The sequence below is a fragment of the Salegentibacter tibetensis genome (assembly GCF_020164485.1).
Lineage (GTDB): Bacteria > Bacteroidota > Bacteroidia > Flavobacteriales > Flavobacteriaceae > Salegentibacter > Salegentibacter tibetensis.
On record NZ_JAIQZA010000026.1, the window covers coordinates 30,898 to 49,632 of the forward strand.

Sequence of the window (18,735 nt, forward strand, 5' to 3'; positions counted from 1 at the left end):
CAGAATTGGGAGCTTTTGGAGGCATCGAGCGGATTCGAACCGCTGTACAAGGTTTTGCAGACCTCTGCCTAGCCACTCGGCCACGATGCCCTATTTAAGGGTTGGCAAATGTAGTAAAAATTTTAAGTTTAAAAAATAAAACTAACATACGCGCTTCAGGAAGATTCAAATAGTTTAAAATAAAGAAAAATTGTCAACAAATTTAAATTCTAAAATCTCTTTCAGTAGAACAAAATTTAACGCGATATACTTCTAATTACACTAACCATTGCTACATTTCCGCCAATCGGCGGATTGATTTTTGAAACTTCAACCTTTGCTTTTTGTACTAAAATTATCTCCTCTAACACCCGTTTTAGGATACGTTCCGCCACGTTTTCCAGAAGTTTAGACCTAATCGCCATTTCTTCCTTTACAATTTTATTTAAATGAACGTAATCTATGGTATCTGCCAGGGCATCGGTTTTAGCCGAATGTGACAAATCGCCTTTTACCTTAAGGTCTACACGGTAATCGCTTCCTATTTTTCCTTCTTCATCCAGGCAGCCGTGATAGGCAAAAACCCTGATGTTTTTTAATTTAATACTTCCCAAAAGATTATTTTTTTTACTCGATAATCGAGATTTAAATTTTCCGAGGCCTGCCCGAATCATTCAGATTACCCTCGAATTCAAAATACATTTTTAAATAATGCCTCGTGATCTTGCCTCGAGGAGTTTACAAAGATAAGTGGGTAGGTGCTTTATATCAATTTTTAAGGAATAAGTTTTTCGGTAATAATTTTTATAAAAATTAGATTTGCTTCTGGTATTACAAAGCAAGTTTTGTTTCAGTAATAACTTCCATAATAAATACTCTTAAAAGGAAATATATTATTCCTTTAGGCTAAAGCTTGGCCTAAGCGACCTATTTTTTGGTAACTTTGCGCATTATTCCCGCAAAAGGGAGTAATATTTCGAGCATTATTCGAAATTTAAAATAAATGTCTGATTTTTACCTCTTCCCAGAGGTTCTTGATTTTAATAAATTATGGCTGAAGAAAAAAAATCGCTCAATTTTATAGAGCAAATTATAGAAGAAGACCTTCAAACTACGCACAAAAGAGAAGAACTGAAATTCAGGTTTCCTCCTGAACCCAATGGTTACCTTCATATAGGTCACGCATCTTCTATTTGTCTCAATTTTGGCTTGGGGGAAAAATACAATGCTCCCGTAAACCTTCGTTTTGACGATACCAATCCTATTAAAGAAGAGCAGGAGTTTGTAGATGCCATAAAAGAAGATGTTTTATGGCTCGGATTTAAATGGGAAAAAGAATGTTATGCTTCAGATTATTTTCAGCAGTTGTATGACTGGGCTGTTGAAATGATCAAAAATGGAGATGCTTATGTAGACAGCCAGACTTCAGAAGAAATAGCAGAACAAAAGGGAACCCCCACTGAACCCGGTACAGAAAGCCCATATAGAAAACGTTCCGTAGAAGAAAATATTGAACTTTTCGCGAAAATGAAAAACGGTGAAACCCCCGAACGTGGACACGTTTTACGCGCAAAAATAGATATGGCTTCGCCAAATATGCTAATGCGCGATCCTGTGATGTACCGTTGTTTGCATAAAAGCCACCACCGCACCAAGGATAACTGGAAAATTTATCCTATGTACGATTGGGCCCACGGGGAAAGCGATTTTATTGAAAGTATTTCACATTCTTTTTGTACGCTGGAATTTTTACCTCACCGGGAATTATATAACTGGTTTGTTGAAAAAGTAAGTAAAGAAGGCAAATTAAAGCCCAAACAAAGGGAATTTGCCCGTAGAAATCTAAGTCACACAGTTGTTAGTAAACGTAAACTGATGCAACTGGTAGAAAAAGGCGTGGTTAATTCCTGGGACGACCCTAGGATGCCAACAATTTCCGGATTAAGAAGAAGAGGTTATACACCAAATTCTATCAGGAAATTTGCCGATTCTATTGGAGTTGGAAAACGTGAAAATATGATTGATGTTGCACATTTAGAATTTTGTGCACGGGAAGACCTTAATAAAACTGCTCCTCGAGTTATGGGCGTTTTAGATCCTGTAAAATTGGTAATTACCAATTATGAAGAAGGAAAAGAAGAGTGGCTGGAAGCTGAAAATAATCCGGAAGATGAGTCGGCGGGAAGCAGGGAAATCCCTTTTTCAAGAGAACTTTATATTGAAAAGGAAGATTTCAAGGAAAGTGCAAACAGAAAATTTTTCAGGTTAACCCTGGGGAAAGAAGTAAGGTTAAAAAATGCCTATATCATTAAGGGCGAGGATGTGATAAAGGATTCCGAAGGAAATATTACTGAAATCCATTGTACTTACGATCCAAAAAGTAAAAGTGGAAGTGGTACCGAAGAATCTAAGAGAAAAGTGAAGGGAACTTTACACTGGGTCTCTGCAAAACACGCTTTAGAAACCGAAATCAGACTATATGACCGTTTATTCAGCGTAGAGAATCCAGATGGCGATAAGGAGAAAGATTATATGGAATTCGTTAACCCAAATTCCCTGGATGTTATTAAAGGATTTGTGGAACCAAGTTTAAAATCGGCGGGAATTCAGGATAAATTTCAGTTTCAGCGAATAGGATATTTTTGTGTAGATAAGGAATCAGAAGAAGGAAATCCTATTTTTAACCGCACGGTTACACTTAGAGATTCCTGGTCAAAAATTAAATAAGCTGTAATCCATTTGGTTATATGGGTTTTTAAGAATATTTTAGTAAAGGATTTTAACATATTAACCGGTTATTAACAGCATAGCCTTAACCCATCTTGTATCTTTGGGTTTAGTATTAATTTAACTAACAAAAACTATTATGGCAAATACAGGAAGTACACTATTAGCATTAATTACCGGAGCTGCAATTGGAGCAGGAGTAGGTCTATTATATGCACCAGATAGCGGAGAAGAAACCCGCAAAAAATTAAAAGACGAGTCTAAGAAGGCTCAGGACAGATTAAATAAAAAGTATACTGAGACTTCTTCTAATCTAACCGAAAAAGCTAAACAAGCTCGTGTAGATTTTGAAGCACGCTTAGAAGAAACACTTTCTTCAGCGAGTCATAAAGCAGATGATATTCTTACTGCAATGGAAACTAAATTAGAAGAGCTTAGAAAGCAAAATGCCAAACTACAGAAAGATGGTAAAGGCGGAGATTCTAAAGACCAACCTAATAAAGCAGTAGTATAGAAGCATTTGTATGGCATTCGAAAAACTATCCAGAAGTATTGATGAGTTAAATTATAATTTGAAGGCATTTGCGCATAGCAATGCCGAATATTATAAACTCAAGTTCTTTAAACAAGCCATGAAAGGGGCCATCGGTCTCGTGCAGGGTCTTTTGCTGGGTATTTTTATCATTTTTGCCATGATCTTGCTATCTGTAGCCGTTGCAATTCTTATTAGTGAGGCTATAGGCTCACCAAGTTCCGGTTACTTTATTGTTGGCGGATTCTATTTTCTATTATTCCTCCTTATCCTAATCTTCGGAAAAAAACCTATTGAAAAAATGCTTTTGGTAAAAGTTTCGAGAAAATTTTTTAACGACTAAGCGATATGAAGGAGTATAGTTCATTTAAAGAAATTGATAGGGATTTAAAAATTCTGAAACTGCAAACCAAAATAGACCGGGAGGAGATAAAATTGAATATAGAGCGCACTAAAAGTGCCCTATCTCCTTTATCTCTTATGGGAAGTATGGTAGGATCTATCTTGCAAAAAGCATTAATTCTTAAAGCTGTAACGAAGCTTACCGGTTTAAAAAAGGTAACCGCTTCAGTAAAGAAATAAAGATTCTTAGAGATATTATAAAGGTTTGAGAGTTTATTTTTAAAATCATAGGTCATTCTGAATTTATTTCAGAATCTAACATGTTAGAACCTGAAGCAAGTTCAGGTTGACGGAGATAGAAAATAAACCTTCAAACCTTTTTTATTCAATAATTTTGACCCATGTGGTAAACTGAGATTGCAATTATTTGCGTCTTGTATCAGGCTTATTCTTTTTCTCCTGTTCAATTTCTTCATTTTTCTTACGCATCGCTTCCCCAATTTGATTGGAAGCTGTAAATGAAGCCACCATATTATTAAGCATATCGCTTCCAGCCTGGGGTGAATTTGGTAATAAAATAAGATTGCTGTTGGTTTCTTCACCAATTGCCTGTAGCGTGTCATAATGCTGCGTCACCACTATTAAAGCAGAAGCTTCCTGCGAGTTTATCCCAACATTATTTAATACATCTACACTTTCTTCGAGTCCGCGGGCAATTTCCCTCCTTTGATCGGCGATTCCCTGTCCCTGTAAACGTTTACTTTCAGCTTCGGCACGTGCCTTGGCCACAATTCGTATTCTTTCGGCTTCCCCTTCGTATTCTGCAGCTACTTTCTCGCGTTCTGCGGAGTTTATTCTGTTCATTGCATGCTTTACCTGCTCATCGGGGTCAATGTCTGTTACAAGCGTTTTAATGATGTCGTAGCCATAATCCTGCATAGATTCGTTAAGCTCACGGTTAACTGCGATGGCAATATCGTCTTTTCTTTCAAAAACATCATCTAAAATCATTTTTGGGACTTCAGCCCTCACAACATCAAAAACATAGGAAGTAATTTGATCTGACGGACTTTCGAGTTTATAAAAAGCGTCATAAATATTCGTTCTAATTACCTGGAATTGTACCGAGATCTTAAGCTTTACAAATACATTATCCTTGGTTTTGGTTTCTACCAGAACGTCCAGTTGCTGTACTTTTAAATTAATCCTGCCGGCAATTTGATCTATAATAGGAATCTTTAAATGTAATCCTGAATTTTTAATGGCTTTAAATTTTCCAAAACGCTCTAAAATAGCGGCTTTTTGTTGCCGGACAGTGAAGATACCACTGAATACAATAACAAAGAATAAAATGATAATAAGCGGAAGAAAAATGTAGCCTAACATAATTGAAGAATATAAGTTGATTATTCTCCAAGATAGTGAAACTTTGCTTAGCTGTACGATATTGGTTAAAACAAAAAATAGGCTGTTTGAAACTACATTTCAAACGTCATTGCGATCCCGATTCTTATCGGGAGAAGCAATCTCTCCAATTGTAAAGATTGCTTCGTTCCTCGCAATGACGACCGAAAATCAAGTAGTTTTAAATAGCCTACTTTTAAAAGTATTAGTTAACTCTTTTATCCTAAAGTCTTTATCGCATTTTCCAGACGGGAAATGGTTTCTTTTTTTCCAATCATTTCGGCGATTTCGTATAGGTCGGGGCCTTGCATAGCACCAACCAGGGCTAACCTAAAAGGTTGCATTACTTTTCCAAAACCGACTTCCTTTTCCTGGATCCAGGCTTTTACCTTTGCCTGTAATGCTTCGGCTTCAAAGTTTTCCTGCTCTCTCAGAATATTTATTAACTCCTGCATTAAATCGGCCGTTCCTTCTTTCCAGGCTTTTTTGGAATTTTTAGGATCGTAAGAAGTAGGGGCAACGAAGAAGAAATAACCCTGATCCCAAATATCATTCACAAAAACAGCACGTTCCTTCATCAGTTTTACTACCTCCAAAACATAGTCTGAAGAAGCTTCAATTTCTTTTTGCTGTAGTATTTTCTCAAGCTTTTCAGCAACTATTTTTTCATCGGCTTCGTGCATATAATGTTGCTGAAACCACTTGGTTTTTTCAGGATCAAATTTTGCTCCGCCTTTATGAACACGGTTTATTTCAAAAGCTTCAACAAGTTCATTTAATTTAAAGAATTCCTGTTCGGTACCCGGGTTCCAACCCAAAAAGGCCAGCATATTAGTAACTGCTTCAGGAAAATAGCCATCTTCTCTATATCCGGCAGATATTTCTCCTGAATCTGGATCTTTCCATTCTAATGGAAAAACCGGAAATCCGAGTTTATCACCGTCACGTTTGCTTAATTTTCCTTTTCCCTGTGGCTTTAAAATAAGCGGCAAGTGCGCAAATTTAGGGGCATTCCAACCAAAAGCACGATATAACATAAAATGTAGCGCCAGGGAAGGCAACCATTCTTCACCACGAATAACGTGAGAGATTTCCATCAAATGGTCGTCTACAATATTAGCCAGGTGATAGGTTGGCATTCCATCACTTTTAAACAAAACTTTATCGTCTAAAGTACTGGTGTCAATTTCCATATCGCCGCGAATTTCATCTTTAATATGAAGGTTTTCGTCCTCAGGAGATTTAAACCTGATCACATAATCCTCGTCGGCATCTAATTTATCTCTTACTTCATCTTCAGAAAGTGCGAGAGAATTCTTTAATTTTTGGCGGTTGTGCCAGTTGTAGATAAAAGTTTTTCCTTTTTCTTCGTGGTCTTTTCTATGCGCATCTAGTTCTTCAGCCGTATCAAAAGCGTAATAAGCATTATCGGATTTAATAAGTTCTTCGGCATATTTTCGATACATATTTTTGCGCTCACTCTGGCGGTACGGGCCGTAATCCCCTTCTTTTCCTGGACCTTCATCAAAGGGAATTCCACACCAATTAAGGGATTCAATAATATAATCTTCGGCACCATCTACATAACGGTTTTGATCGGTATCCTCAATACGCAATACGAAATCACCATTGTGTTTTTTGGCAAATAAATAATTATATAAAGCTGTTCTTACCCCGCCAATATGCAAAGGGCCGGTTGGACTTGGCGCAAAACGCACGCGAACTTTAGCTGACATATCTAATTTTGTTTTTAACAGCAAAGATACAACCTTATTAAACGAAACCTAATGTGTAGATTACCAATCCCATGATAAATTACTCCGCTAAAATTGTTGTATTTTTAAGCCTCAATTATGGAAAGTTACAAACAGATTAGAAGAAAACTCGAAGCGTTTATCAGGAAATTTTACCTGAATAAATTGCTGAAAGGCTTTATTTTATTTTTGGCCATTGGCTTGCTTTATTTTCTTGCGGTTCTGGCTATTGAACATTTTTTATGGTTAGATCCCGCTAGCCGTACTTTTCTATTCTGGATTTTTGTTGGGGTAGAGATGATGCTTCTGGGATATTTTATTCTAATTCCATTAGCGAAGCTTTTTAAATTTTCTAAGGGAATAAATGATGAAGAAGCTTCAAAAATTATCGGTGCTCATTTTCCTGAAGTAAACGATAAATTACTGAATGTACTTCAGCTTAAAAAGGATGCACAACAATCTGAATTATTACTGGCTGGCATTGAACAAAAATCGGCGCAATTAAATAAAGTTCCTTTTATCCGTGCGGTAGACTATAAGGAGAACAATAAATATTTGAAATATGCCTTATTTCCCCTTATCTTGATTTTAGGACTTTTAGTTACCGGAAATATCAATCTTGTCGGGGCACCCTTAGACCGCTTAGCTAGACACAATACTGCTTTTGAAGCTCCCGCGCCGTTCAGGTTTTTAATTTTGAATGATTCTTTAAAGGTGAGAGAGAATGCTGAATATAAAATCCTGGTAAAAACCGAAGGAAATATTACTCCAGAAAAACCTGAAATTTCTTATATCGGACAAACCTATTTCCTTAAACAAATCGCGCCTGGCAGTTTTGAATATACTTTTAAACGGCTTCAGAATGATGTAAATTTTAGGTTGAGTGCTAATGGAATTTCTTCGGAAGAGTTTAAACTTGAAACCCTAAAAGTACCGAAACTTTTAGATTTCAATATGAAATTTGATTATCCCGATTATATAGGAAAAGTGGATGATAGTTTAAGCGGAACCGGAAATGTAAATGTTCCGGAAGGAACAAAGATCACCTGGAACTTTAATACCAGAAATACCGAAATTATAAATTTTTCAACTAAAGATTCGCTCGTAAAACTTTCCGCAGAAAACACCGATTTTCGATATTCACAGTCTGTTTATTCCCGTATGGATTACCGTGTGAGTACATCAAATAATGCGATTAAAAACTTTGAAGCCTTGGATTATTCCATCCGTGTTATTAAAGATCAATACCCGGAAATGGAAATTCAGCAAAAACTGGATAGTATAGATAATAGCACACAATATTTCTACGGGAAACTATCTGATGATTATGGACTAAACCGGCTAAACCTGGTTTATTATATTGAAAATAAAAAAGATAGTCTTAAAAAACAGGAAATTTCGATTTCCAAAACTACTTTTGATGAGTTTCATTATACTTTTCCGGGTGATTTGGACTTAAAACCCGGAGAAACCTATAATTTTTATTTTCAGCTTTGGGATAACGATGGGGTTAATGGATCAAAAAGAACCAAGAGTTCGACCTTTAGTTTCCGAAGAAAAACAGCAGATGAAATCGAGGAGGAAAAGTTAAAACAGCAAGGCGAATCCATTAATAATTTGAGTGAAAGTTTAAAGGATATTAAATCTTCTGAAGAAGAATTAAATGAATTAAACCGTTTGCAGAAGGAGAATGAAAACCTGGATTATAATCAGCGTAAAAAACTAGAAAATTTTATCCAGCGGCAAAAGCAGCAATCTGAAATGATGCGTAATTATTCTGATAAACTGAAGAAAAGTTTCGAGAATGAACAGGACGAATTAAATTCAAATTCTTCGGAAAAAGATGAATTAAAAAATCGTCTGGACAGGAATGAAGAACGATTAAAAGAGAATGAAGAATTGCTTAAAGAATTGCAGGAAATTGCTGACAAGATTAATAGGGAAGAATTGGGGGAGAAGTTAGAAGAATTATCTAAAAGAAACCAGAGTGAAGAGCGAAACCTGGAACAACTTTTAGAATTAACCAAGCGCTATTATGTAGAAGAAAAGCTCCAAAAACTGGTCAGGGATTTGAATAAACTTTCAGAGAAACAAAATGAATTGTCAGAAAATTCTGATGATGATACTTTAGATGAGCAAAAAGAAATTTCGGAAGAATTTGAAGAATTTCAGGAGGAAATGAACCAACTGGAAAAGGATAATAATGAGCTGCAAAAACCTACCGACTTACCTCGTGATGATGTAGATGAAGAAAGTATAAGAAACGAGCTGAATGATGCTGAGGATAATTTAGAAAAAAGAGAACTTAAGAAAGCTAAAGAGAAGCAAAAGAACGCTGCACGACAAATGAAGGAAATGAGCGAGAAATTACAACAACTTTCTATGCAGCAAAGTGGAGAGGAATTAAAAGCCGATATTGAAACCCTTCGACAAATTCTTGATAATTTAGTTACCTTTTCTTTTCAGCAGGAAGACCTTCTTGTAGATTTCAGTAAGATAGAAATGAATAATCCCGGTTATGCTGCCAAGTTAAGAAGGCAAAGTGATTTAAGAGAAAATTTCAGGCATATAGATGATAGTTTATATTCTTTGGCTCTTAACAATCCTATGATTACAGAAGATATCACTAAAAACCTTACCGACATTGAATTTGACATAGATAAATCCCTGGAGCGACTCGCTGAAAATGAATTACCACAGGGGACCGCGAGCCAGCAGTATGTTGTGACCGGGTCGAATGATTTGGCGTATATGCTCAGTGAAATTCTTTCAATGATGCAGCAACAAGCCAACCCTCAATTGGGAAAAGGGGAGGGTGAAGATTCCGATTTTCAACTTCAGGATATTATTAAAAAACAGCAGGAAATTAATAAGGATTTTCAGGAAAAAGGCGAACAACAAAAAGGTCAGCAAAACGAAGGTAAGAAACCCGGTAAAGGAATGGGAGAAGGTGAAATGGAAGACCTTTTCGAAATTTATAAAGATCAGCAGGAGCTAAGGCAGCGTTTACAGGAATTGAATAAGAGGGAGGGCTCACAACAAGGAAAACAAATGGAGGAACAGATGAAGGTAGCAGAGGAGCAACTTCTTGATAAAGGATTTGATCCTGAAAACCTTCAACAATTGCAACAGCTGGAACATGAATTGATGGAGTTTGAAAATGCCAGGTTGCAACAGGGAGAAAATAATAAACGGGAGTCTGAAACCAATGTTCAGGACTTTGATAATACAGGTAAAGATCAAAGTATTAAGGCTAAAGAATATTTCAATTCTATCGAAATTTTAAACAGACAAAGCTTACCTTTGCGCGAAATTTATAAACAGAAAGTTAAGACATATTTTGAGCGAACCAATAATTAATTTTTATTCGGAAAATGATTTTGAATTAGAAGATAAAAAATCTTTTGATAAATGGATCAGGGAGGTTATTGCATCGGAGGAGAAAGATCTTGGCGAGATCAATTATATTTTTTGTGATGATCACTATTTGTACAAGATCAATTTAAAATTTCTGGACCACGATAATTATACCGATATAATTTCTTTTGATAATTCTGAAGGAAATGAATTACACGGTGATATTTTTATAAGCACAGATCGCGTTAAAGAAAATGCTAAGGAGTATGATGTTGATTTTTCCGAAGAAATTAAACGGGTTATGATTCACGGTATTTTGCACTTGTGCGGATATGGTGATAAATCTGAAAGTGAAGCCAAAGAAATGCGACAGAAGGAAGACGACAAGATTGCATTGTTCCACGTGGAACAATAAATTTAGAAAGATGAGATTTTATGTTCGAAGATGAATATGATGTTATTGTAGTTGGCGCGGGGCACGCAGGAAGCGAAGCCGCAGCTGCAGCTGCAAATTTGGGTTCTAAAACCTTATTGGTAACTATGAACCTTCAAAATATTGCGCAAATGAGTTGTAATCCCGCAATGGGCGGAATTGCAAAAGGACAGATTTTGCGTGAGATTGATGCGATGGGAGGTTACAGCGGATTGGTTAGTGACACCAGTGCCATTCAATTCAAAATGCTCAATAAATCTAAAGGACCCGCAATGTGGAGTCCGAGGGTACAGAGTGATCGTATGATGTTTGCCGAGCATTGGAGACTTAGATTGGAACAAACACCAAACCTCGATTTTTACCAGGAAATGGTCGCCGGACTTATTATGGAAGGAAATGAACTAAAAGGAGTAAAGACATCTTTAGGATTGGAAATTCGAGCCAAGTCTGTAGTGTTAACCAATGGTACTTTTTTAAACGGTTTAATTCATATCGGCGATAAGAATTTTGGTGGTGGTAGAGCCGGGGAAAGAGCCGCAACCGGAATCACAAAGGATCTGGTTGATGCAGGTTTTGAATCGGGCAGAATGAAAACCGGAACTCCTCCAAGAGTTGATGGAAGATCTTTGGATTATTCCAAAATGATTGAGCAACCCGGAGATGAAGAACCTTCTAAATTTTCCTTTTTAGATGAAACTCAAGCGTTAAAAAAACAGCGGTCTTGTTATATGACTTATACTTCTCCGGAAGTACACGAAATTTTAAAAGACGGATTTGAAAGATCGCCGATGTTTAACGGTAGGATTAAAAGTATTGGACCAAGATACTGCCCGAGTATTGAAGATAAAATAAATCGTTTTGCTGATAAAGACCGTCATCAACTTTTTGTAGAACCAGAAGGCTGGAATACGGTTGAAGTTTACGTAAATGGTTTTTCTACCTCGCTTCCGGAAGATGTTCAATTTAAAGCTTTGCGTTCTGTTGCCGGTTTTGAGAATGTGAAATTTTTTAGACCTGGATATGCCATTGAATACGATTATTTCCCACCAACACAGTTGAAGCATACTTTGGAAACAAAGCTTGTTGACGGCTTATACTTTGCCGGACAAATCAACGGAACTACTGGTTATGAAGAAGCCGCCTGCCAGGGACTAATGGCGGGTATAAATGCTGCTTTAAAAGTTCAGGAAAAGGAAGAATTTATCATTAAAAGAAACGAAGCCTATATCGGGGTTCTTATAGATGATCTTATTACAAAAGGAACTGAGGAGCCATATAGAATGTTTACCTCTCGTGCAGAATATAGAACTTTATTGCGGCAGGATAATGCTGATTTTAGATTAACCGAGCGCTCTTATAAGATTGGTTTAGCTACCGAAGAGCGGATGCGAAAAATGGAGGAGAAGAAAGAAAAGTCTTCTAATTTTGTACAATTCCTTCGGAATAAAAGTGTATCCCACGAAGATTCAAATCCGGTTTTGGAAGCGAATAATTCTGCTTTGATGAAACAAAGCGATAAGATTTTTAAAATATTTTCTCGCCCAAATATTACGATGAATGATGTTCGGAAATTCCCGGGGGTAGAAGAATACATTCAGGAGCATAATTTGAATAATGAGATTTTGGAGCAGACCGAAATTCAGATAAAATATTCAGGGTATATTGAAAAGGAAAAAAACAATGCCGATAAATTGAACAGGCTGGAGGATGTGAAAATCCCTAATGATTTTGACTACTCAAAAATCAAATCTATGTCTTTTGAAGCACGTGAAAAATTAAATAAAGTTCAACCGATTTCAATTTCCCAGGCTTCAAGAATTAGCGGAGTAAGTCCGAATGATATTTCCGTTTTACTTGTCTATATGGGGAGATAATTTTAATAGTTCCACGTGGAACAAATTTTATTTTTAAATCTACCTTGAAAAAACACCGATCAAAATTCTTCTATGACAGATAAAGATTTTCATTTAAAATGTAAAGATCATTTAGTTTCTGGAGAGGAATTTCGATTGAGAATGCGAAGCGATTTTGAGATTTTGGAAACGCTTCCCAAACCGAAAAATCTTTTAGCTTATTATGAAAGTGAAGATTATATTTCTCATACCGATTCTAAAAAATCTTTTACCGATAAACTTTATCGCGGTGTAAAAAATTATATGCTTGCAGAAAAGCTAAAATGGATTTTGGAATTTTCTAACGGAAGTGAAATTCTGGACATTGGAGCAGGTACGGGAGATTTTTTACTTGCTGCAAAAAAGAAAGATTTTAATGTTTCAGGAATTGAACCAAACAAAGGCGCTCGAAAATTAGCTTTAGAAAAGGGAATAGAGTTACGGCAGGAATTATCTTATTTTAAAGAAAATTCTTTCGATGTAATTTCTATGTGGCATGTTTTAGAACATGTACCGGATTTGGAATTTCAACTTAAAGAATTGCAGCGATTGTTAAAACCGAATGGAATAGCGGTGATCGCTGTTCCGAATTTTAAAAGTTTTGATGCGGAGTATTATAAAGAATTTTGGGCCGCTTACGATGTACCCAGGCACCTTTGGCATTTTTCTCAAAATGGAATTTCGGGATTATTCAAAAAACATAATTTTAAAAAGATTGAAACCAAACCTCTGGTTTTCGATTCGTTTTATGTGAGCCTGCTTTCAGAAAAAAACAAAACCGGAAAGTCAAATTTCCTTAAAGCTTTCAATTTGGGCCTGAAATCAAATTTGAAGGCGCAAAGCACTTCAGAGTATTCCTCTCTTGTATATTTCTTTCAGAAAAGCTAAAAATAGCCTTTTAAGCTTGTTTAAAGGCACTTTGGTTCCAAAATGGACTGCTGGGTGGTTTTAAAAGAGAAAATTCGTTAAATTCATCCTGTTTAATTCATTTTTCATTAGTAAAATCTATGATTCGGTTTTTTAATATAATAAATTGCTATACAGGTTTATTATTCAATTTTCATTTACCTCGAAAATTTAACTTTCATACATTTGCTTTAAACAAATTATAATAATGATGAAAAAACTTTTAATGATTTTGGTAGTAGCTGTTTTACTTACTTCCTGCAACGAGGAAAAAACAGCTTATGTAGATACCACAAAACTAATTCAGGAGTACAAAGAAATGAAGGATGTGGAAGCTGACTTTACAACAAAATCAGATTCTGTAAAGAGACAATTAGATTCTATTGCCAGAACATTCCAGCAGGAAGTACAGGCTTACCAGGAAGAAATGAATTCTATGTCCCAGGCACAACGCCAGGAAAAGGAACAGGAATTAATGCAAAAGCAACAAAGGATTCAGCAGCAACAACAAATGCAGGGTAATCAACTTAGAGAACAAAGCGATGCTGTTATAGATTCTATTGTAAATAAAGTAAAGGATTATGTTGCCGAGTATGGTGAAGAGAATGGTTATACCTATATTTTTGGATCTAACGAATCTGCTAACATTATGTACGCAAAGGACGGTAAGGATCTTACCCAGGAAATCCTTGATAATTTAAATGAGAAATATAATCAGAATTAATTAGGTTCTGAGTTTCTTAAGAAGAACTGTCTCAAAATAAATTTCAACCTCATTACGAACGAAGTGAAGTAATCTCTAAATGGATTACTACTAATTGCAGATTGCTTCGTTCCTCGCAGTGACGGAAGTTATTATTTTTGAGACAGTTTTTATATTTTATGACATCAGGAAAACTCCAAAAATTACCACGATAAAGTAACCGGTTAGGGTAAAAGCACCGGCATAATCTTTTGCAATTCTTTGTCCGAATAATAGCATTAGTAGCGTGATAGCTGCAAGAATGCAAGCGGATAGCGCTATTGATGCATCATTGTAAGCAATAAGCCAGATAATACCCAAAATAGTGGCTATTCCCGTTATTATTTCAATGATCATAATTATTCCTACCATAAAGGGAACCTGCCCGGCGAGAAAAGTTCCTGAAAAATGATCTTTTAACCAGCCTGTATTTCCTTTCCAATCGGCAGCTTTATCTATTCCCGATTGCAGAAAAGTGATAAGGATAAAAATTAAAATAAGGATTTCTGTGATGTTTGCGTAGAGGTTTTTCATAATATTAAGCGGTTTTTTTATGTAAATATCGTGTTAGTCTAATAGAAAGATCGGTGAGGATAATTTTTGCGTTTCCGTTTCTTTCAATATGATAAATTGCTTCTTCAAGGGCGCCAATAATATCTTTAATATTATTTCCATGTACAAATGGCGCAAATTTCTCAAGTTTAAATCCCGGTGTGGCCGGTTGTAGATATACCAGTTTTTCAGCTTTGTAATTCAGCATTAAAGCCTGTCTAAAAAAGTCTATACAATACAGCAAAAAGCTCTTTTGAGATTCACGGCCCATCCCCGAAATTTCTTCACTCCACGAAATAAGTTCCAGAACTGTCGCTCGATTTCCCTTCGCTTTAAATGCAGTACGAACCCAGTTGATAAACCAGGTTTCAAATTGTTGGTCTCCGCTATCTTTTTGTAATAAATGCAAAGCGCGGGTATAACTTCCGTTAGCCTGGTGGGCAATTTTTAAAGCATCAGGCTTACTGCAATTTTCATTTTTTTCTAAAAATGCTGCAATTTCACCTTCGGGTAAAGGAGGGAATTGAAGTTTTTGGCAACGGGACCTTATGGTTTGTATAATTTGCTCTTCATCTTCAGTAATAAGCAAGAAAAGTGTATTGTTTGGTGGTTCTTCTATTAACTTCAGTAATTTATTGGCAGCCGCGGTATTCATTTTTTCGGCCATCCAAATAATCATGATTTTAAATCCGCCTTCATAAGCCTTTAAGGAAAGCGATTTTACAACTTCCTGGGCTTCATCTACCCCAATCTGCCCCTGTTTGTTTTCAATGCCCAGTTTTTGGTACCATTCAAATAAACTTCCGTAGGGATTGGTTTTAACAAATTCCCGCCACTCTTCTAAAAAGTGGGAAGAAACGGGATGTTTTTTAATCTTTTGATTTGCGGCAACCGGAAAAGCAAAATGAAGGTCTGGATGGGCCAGTTTTTTAAAGCGCACATTACAGCTCTCATTTCCCGCCGAATTTTCACCTTCCTTATTTTTACAAAGCACATACTGCGCATAGGCTATGGCAAGTGGCAATGTTCCGCTACCACTCTTTCCAACAAACAGCTGTGCGTGTGGAACCCGACCATTATCAGCGGTGGTGGTAAGATGTTTCTTTAAATGCTGTAAACCTATTATTTCTTCAAAAAGCATAAGCAAATATAAAATTTATATACACTTTAATGTCTTCGGAAAAATTTATATTTGTAAATAGCGTATGCTGAATAAAAGCCGATTGGGCTTAATCTTAACCAACTAAACCAAATTTTTTGGTTTTAAAAAAGAAATGAAAATGAAGACTTTAAACGATTTTAATTTTAAAGACAAACAGGCACTAGTAAGGGTAGACTTTAATGTACCTTTAAATAAAGACCGCCAGGTAACTGATGCTAATAGAATTGAAGCTGCCAAACCAACTATCACTAAGATTTTGGAAGATGGTGGGAGCGTAGTTCTAATGTCACACCTGGGAAGACCTGAAGGGAAGGAAGAAAAATACTCTTTAAAAAATATAGTTAGCAAAGTAGCAGAGGTTATTGGGGTAGAACCAAAATTTGTGAACGATTGTATTGGGGAAGAAGTAAAAACCGCTGCCGATAATTTAAATCCCGGCGAAATTTTGTTGCTGGAAAACCTTAGATTTCATAACGAGGAAAAAGCCGGTGATGAAGGTTTTGCAAAACAACTGGCAGAACTTGGAGACATTTATGTAAACGATGCTTTTGGTACAGCCCACCGTGCACACGCTTCTACTACCATAGTTGCGAAATATTTTGACGATAAATGTTTTGGATATTTATTAGAAAAAGAGATCAAAAACCTGGATAAAGTACTTCACAGTAAAGAAAAGCCAGTAACCGCTGTTTTAGGTGGCGCTAAAGTTTCTTCTAAAATTACGGTGATTGAGAATATCCTTGATAAGGTGGACCATTTAATTATTGGTGGCGGAATGGCCTATACTTTTATTCTCGCTAAAGGCGGAAAAATAGGAAATTCACTTGTAGAAGAAGATAAGCAGGAATTAGCTCTGGAAATCCTTAAAAAGGCTGAAGCTAAAAACGTAGAGGTACACCTGCCGGTAGATTCTGTAATTGCCGATAGCTTTTCTGAACAGGCTGCTACCGATACTACTAAGATTAGCGAGATTCCAGATGGCTGGATGGGACTGGATGCAGGACCAGAAAGTATTAAGAATTTTGATGCTGTAGTTCAGAAATCTAAAATTATTCTTTGGAATGGACCACTAGGGGTTTTCGAGATGGATAAATTCGCAAAAGGAACCATTTCTTTAGGAAATTCTATCGCAGAAGCTACCAAAAATGGAGCCTTCTCTTTAGTTGGAGGTGGAGATTCTGTGGCTGCGGTTAAGAAATTCGGTTTTGAAGATAAAGTAAGTTATGTTTCTACAGGTGGCGGTGCCATGCTGGAAATGTTAGAAGGAAAATCCCTGCCCGGTATTGAGGCGATTGGGAAATAAGGCGTACTAAAATCTATGATTTTACGTTCTTTTTAAAATCTTGAATATTATGGGTAAGTATATAGTTTTATCTCTTGTATTCCTTTTGGGAATTAGCCTTCAGGCACAGGAAGAAAAGAAGGAGAAGCAGGTAGAAAAGGCTAATTTTAGAGTGCAGATCTTTCAAAAGGTAGACAGTAGTGAAATTATTCTTGCTCATCCAGATCCGGAATTCAAGAACAAACTACCAATTTCGGCTGTGATTAGGGATTCTTCGGCGGTATCGCTGGAAGATTTGCCTCGCGCGGCCGAAATTGATTCTGTTTGGAAAGCACAGCTTACCAACTCAGATCTTTTTGATAAGATGTATAAAAGCATCAGGGAGCAGGATTATGAAGACGAAGTATATAAAGAACTTCCCACCGACACTTTAAAGGCCAGACTGGCCAAATTAAATGCGCGTACGCCTTTTAACGTAGAATACCATCCAGTACTGGAAAGTGTTATAAATTCTTATTTAAAACGAAATAAGAAGGCTATGGAGCGTCTTATGGCCTTAAGTGAGTATTATTTTCCAATGTTCGAGCAACAGCTTGATCGTTATGATATTCCGCTGGAAATAAAATATCTTGCCATTGTAGAGTCGGCTTTAAACCCAAGGGCAAAATCCTGGGTTGGCGCCACCGGACTTTGGCAGTTTATGTACAGAACAGGAAAAGCACACGGACTAGACGTGAGCAGTTATGTAGACGAAAGGATGGATCCGCATATGTCTACAGAAGCTGCCGCCCAATATCTTGCAAATTTATACCGTTCGTTTGGTGATTGGGACTTAGCCCTGGCGTCTTATAACTCAGGACCCGGTAATGTTTCTAAAGCCATTCGCCGTAGTGGAGGTTCTAATAATTACTGGGAATTAAGAAGGTTTTTACCCAGGGAAACTGCCGGTTATGTTCCTGCATTCCTGGCGACCCTTTATCTTTTCGAATATGCCGATGAGCACAATTTCCAGCCACAGGGGCCCGAAATCGCTTTTTTTGAGACGGATACCATTAAAGTAAAAAAATTGATCACCTTCGATCAAATTTCTAAAGTAACCGGAGTAGAAAAGGAGATGCTTCAGTTTTTAAATCCGAGTTACAAATTGGACATTATTCCTTTTGTTGAAGAGGAAAATTATATGATTAGGCTTCCAACAACGGTTAGTGGGGCCTTTGTGAGTAACGAAGCCGCAATTTATAATTTTGCTGAAGAGGACATACAAAACAAAGCGAAAGCTTTCCCTGAATTTGTGAAAGCAGAAGATAAAATTAGGTACCGCGTGAAAAGCGGCGATTATTTAGGAAAAATTGCCGAGCGTTATGGGGTAGGAGTGAGCAGTATTAAACGCTGGAACAATCTTAGAGGTAATAATTTAAGAATAGGCCAGTACCTTACAATTTATCCGCGAAAACCTGGGGTGACAACTGATAATGCTGCCGCTGATAATACTCAGAATAACAACACAAAAACCTATGTAGTGAAGAAAGGAGATTCGCTTTGGAGTATTTCCCAAAAGTTTCCGGGAGTTACGGTACAGAATTTGAGGGCTTGGAATGATATGGGCAATAGTAGCCTAAAACCCGGGATGGAACTTAAACTTTCCAAGGGTTAATCATTTCAAACCAAACT

The 18,735-nt window shown here is 36.7% G+C and carries 16 protein-coding genes and 1 tRNA gene; 11 read left to right on the plus strand and 6 right to left on the minus strand.

Features of this window, described 5'->3' with window-relative positions:
* Nucleotides 1–16: 16 nt before the first annotated feature.
* Nucleotides 17–90, minus strand: a tRNA-Cys gene (locus LB467_RS13330).
* Nucleotides 91–236: 146 nt separating this feature from the next.
* Nucleotides 237–593, minus strand: coding sequence for a dihydroneopterin aldolase (gene folB, locus LB467_RS13335; RefSeq protein WP_224474542.1), 357 nt, complete (start codon nt 591–593; stop codon nt 237–239).
* 436 nt (nt 594–1,029) lie between these two features.
* Here folB and LB467_RS13340 point away from each other — a divergent pair, with 436 nt between their 5' ends.
* The 4 genes from LB467_RS13340 to LB467_RS13355 all read left to right on the plus strand — a co-directional run bounded on the left by LB467_RS13340 (nt 1,030) and on the right by LB467_RS13355 (nt 3,820).
* A complete protein-coding gene (locus LB467_RS13340; protein ID WP_224474543.1) occupies nt 1,030–2,706 on the plus strand; it encodes a glutamine--tRNA ligase/YqeY domain fusion protein in 1,677 nt (558 codons plus the stop codon).
* A 139-nt stretch (nt 2,707–2,845) separates the two neighbouring features.
* Nucleotides 2,846–3,220 carry a YtxH domain-containing protein gene (locus tag LB467_RS13345; RefSeq protein ID WP_224474544.1) on the plus strand — a complete coding sequence of 125 codons (375 nt, stop codon included), beginning with the start codon at nt 2,846–2,848 and terminating at the stop codon, nt 3,218–3,220.
* A 10-nt stretch (nt 3,221–3,230) separates the two neighbouring features.
* The gene (locus LB467_RS13350) at nt 3,231–3,581 is read left to right on the plus strand and encodes a phage holin family protein (RefSeq protein WP_224474545.1); all 351 of its coding nucleotides are present in this window, start codon (nt 3,231–3,233) and stop codon (nt 3,579–3,581) included.
* 5 nt (nt 3,582–3,586) lie between these two features.
* Nucleotides 3,587–3,820, plus strand: coding sequence for a DUF6327 family protein (locus tag LB467_RS13355; protein ID WP_224474546.1), 234 nt, complete (start codon nt 3,587–3,589; stop codon nt 3,818–3,820).
* A 183-nt stretch (nt 3,821–4,003) separates the two neighbouring features.
* Here the strand turns inward: LB467_RS13355 and LB467_RS13360 are convergent, their stop codons facing one another.
* Entirely contained in the window at nt 4,004–4,966 is a 963-nt protein-coding gene (locus tag LB467_RS13360; RefSeq protein WP_224474547.1) for an SPFH domain-containing protein, read from the minus strand.
* Nucleotides 4,967–5,202: 236 nt separating this feature from the next.
* Nucleotides 5,203–6,720, minus strand: coding sequence for a glutamate--tRNA ligase (gltX, locus tag LB467_RS13365; protein ID WP_224474548.1), 1,518 nt, complete (start codon nt 6,718–6,720; stop codon nt 5,203–5,205).
* 117 nt (nt 6,721–6,837) lie between these two features.
* On the opposite strand from gltX, the gene LB467_RS13370 reads away from it, so the two are divergent.
* From LB467_RS13370 to LB467_RS13390, 5 genes are all read left to right on the plus strand, one after another.
* Nucleotides 6,838–10,098 (plus strand): hypothetical protein, encoded by a 3,261-nt coding sequence (locus LB467_RS13370; protein WP_224474549.1) that lies wholly within the window; start codon nt 6,838–6,840, stop codon nt 10,096–10,098.
* Nucleotides 10,091–10,510, plus strand: a complete 420-nt coding sequence (gene ybeY / locus LB467_RS13375; protein ID WP_224474566.1) for an rRNA maturation RNase YbeY — start codon at nt 10,091–10,093, stop codon at nt 10,508–10,510. Before LB467_RS13370 ends, ybeY begins: the two co-directional genes overlap by 8 nt.
* 20 nt (nt 10,511–10,530) lie before the next feature.
* Nucleotides 10,531–12,402 carry a tRNA uridine-5-carboxymethylaminomethyl(34) synthesis enzyme MnmG gene (mnmG, locus tag LB467_RS13380; protein WP_224474550.1) on the plus strand — a complete coding sequence of 624 codons (1,872 nt, stop codon included), beginning with the start codon at nt 10,531–10,533 and terminating at the stop codon, nt 12,400–12,402.
* Nucleotides 12,403–12,474: 72 nt separating this feature from the next.
* Nucleotides 12,475–13,308 (plus strand): class I SAM-dependent methyltransferase, encoded by an 834-nt coding sequence (locus LB467_RS13385; RefSeq protein WP_224474551.1) that lies wholly within the window; start codon nt 12,475–12,477, stop codon nt 13,306–13,308.
* Nucleotides 13,309–13,534: 226 nt separating this feature from the next.
* Nucleotides 13,535–14,050, plus strand: coding sequence for an OmpH family outer membrane protein (locus tag LB467_RS13390; protein WP_317196371.1), 516 nt, complete (start codon nt 13,535–13,537; stop codon nt 14,048–14,050).
* Nucleotides 14,051–14,206: 156 nt separating this feature from the next.
* Here the strand turns inward: LB467_RS13390 and LB467_RS13395 are convergent, their stop codons facing one another.
* Entirely contained in the window at nt 14,207–14,602 is a 396-nt protein-coding gene (locus LB467_RS13395) for a DoxX family protein (protein ID WP_224474552.1), read from the minus strand.
* Between the two features lie 4 nt (nt 14,603–14,606).
* On the minus strand, nt 14,607–15,761 hold the full coding sequence (locus LB467_RS13400; RefSeq protein ID WP_224474553.1) for a DNA polymerase III subunit: 1,155 nt from the start codon (nt 15,759–15,761) through the stop codon (nt 14,607–14,609).
* A gap of 139 nt (nt 15,762–15,900) precedes the next feature.
* On the opposite strand from LB467_RS13400, the gene LB467_RS13405 reads away from it, so the two are divergent.
* Nucleotides 15,901–17,085: a phosphoglycerate kinase gene (locus tag LB467_RS13405; RefSeq protein ID WP_224474554.1), complete on the plus strand. Its 1,185-nt coding sequence runs from the start codon at nt 15,901–15,903 to the stop codon at nt 17,083–17,085.
* A 49-nt stretch (nt 17,086–17,134) separates the two neighbouring features.
* Nucleotides 17,135–18,718, plus strand: a complete 1,584-nt coding sequence (locus tag LB467_RS13410) for a lytic transglycosylase domain-containing protein (RefSeq protein WP_224474555.1) — start codon at nt 17,135–17,137, stop codon at nt 18,716–18,718.
* Nucleotides 18,719–18,735 lie beyond the last annotated feature (17 nt).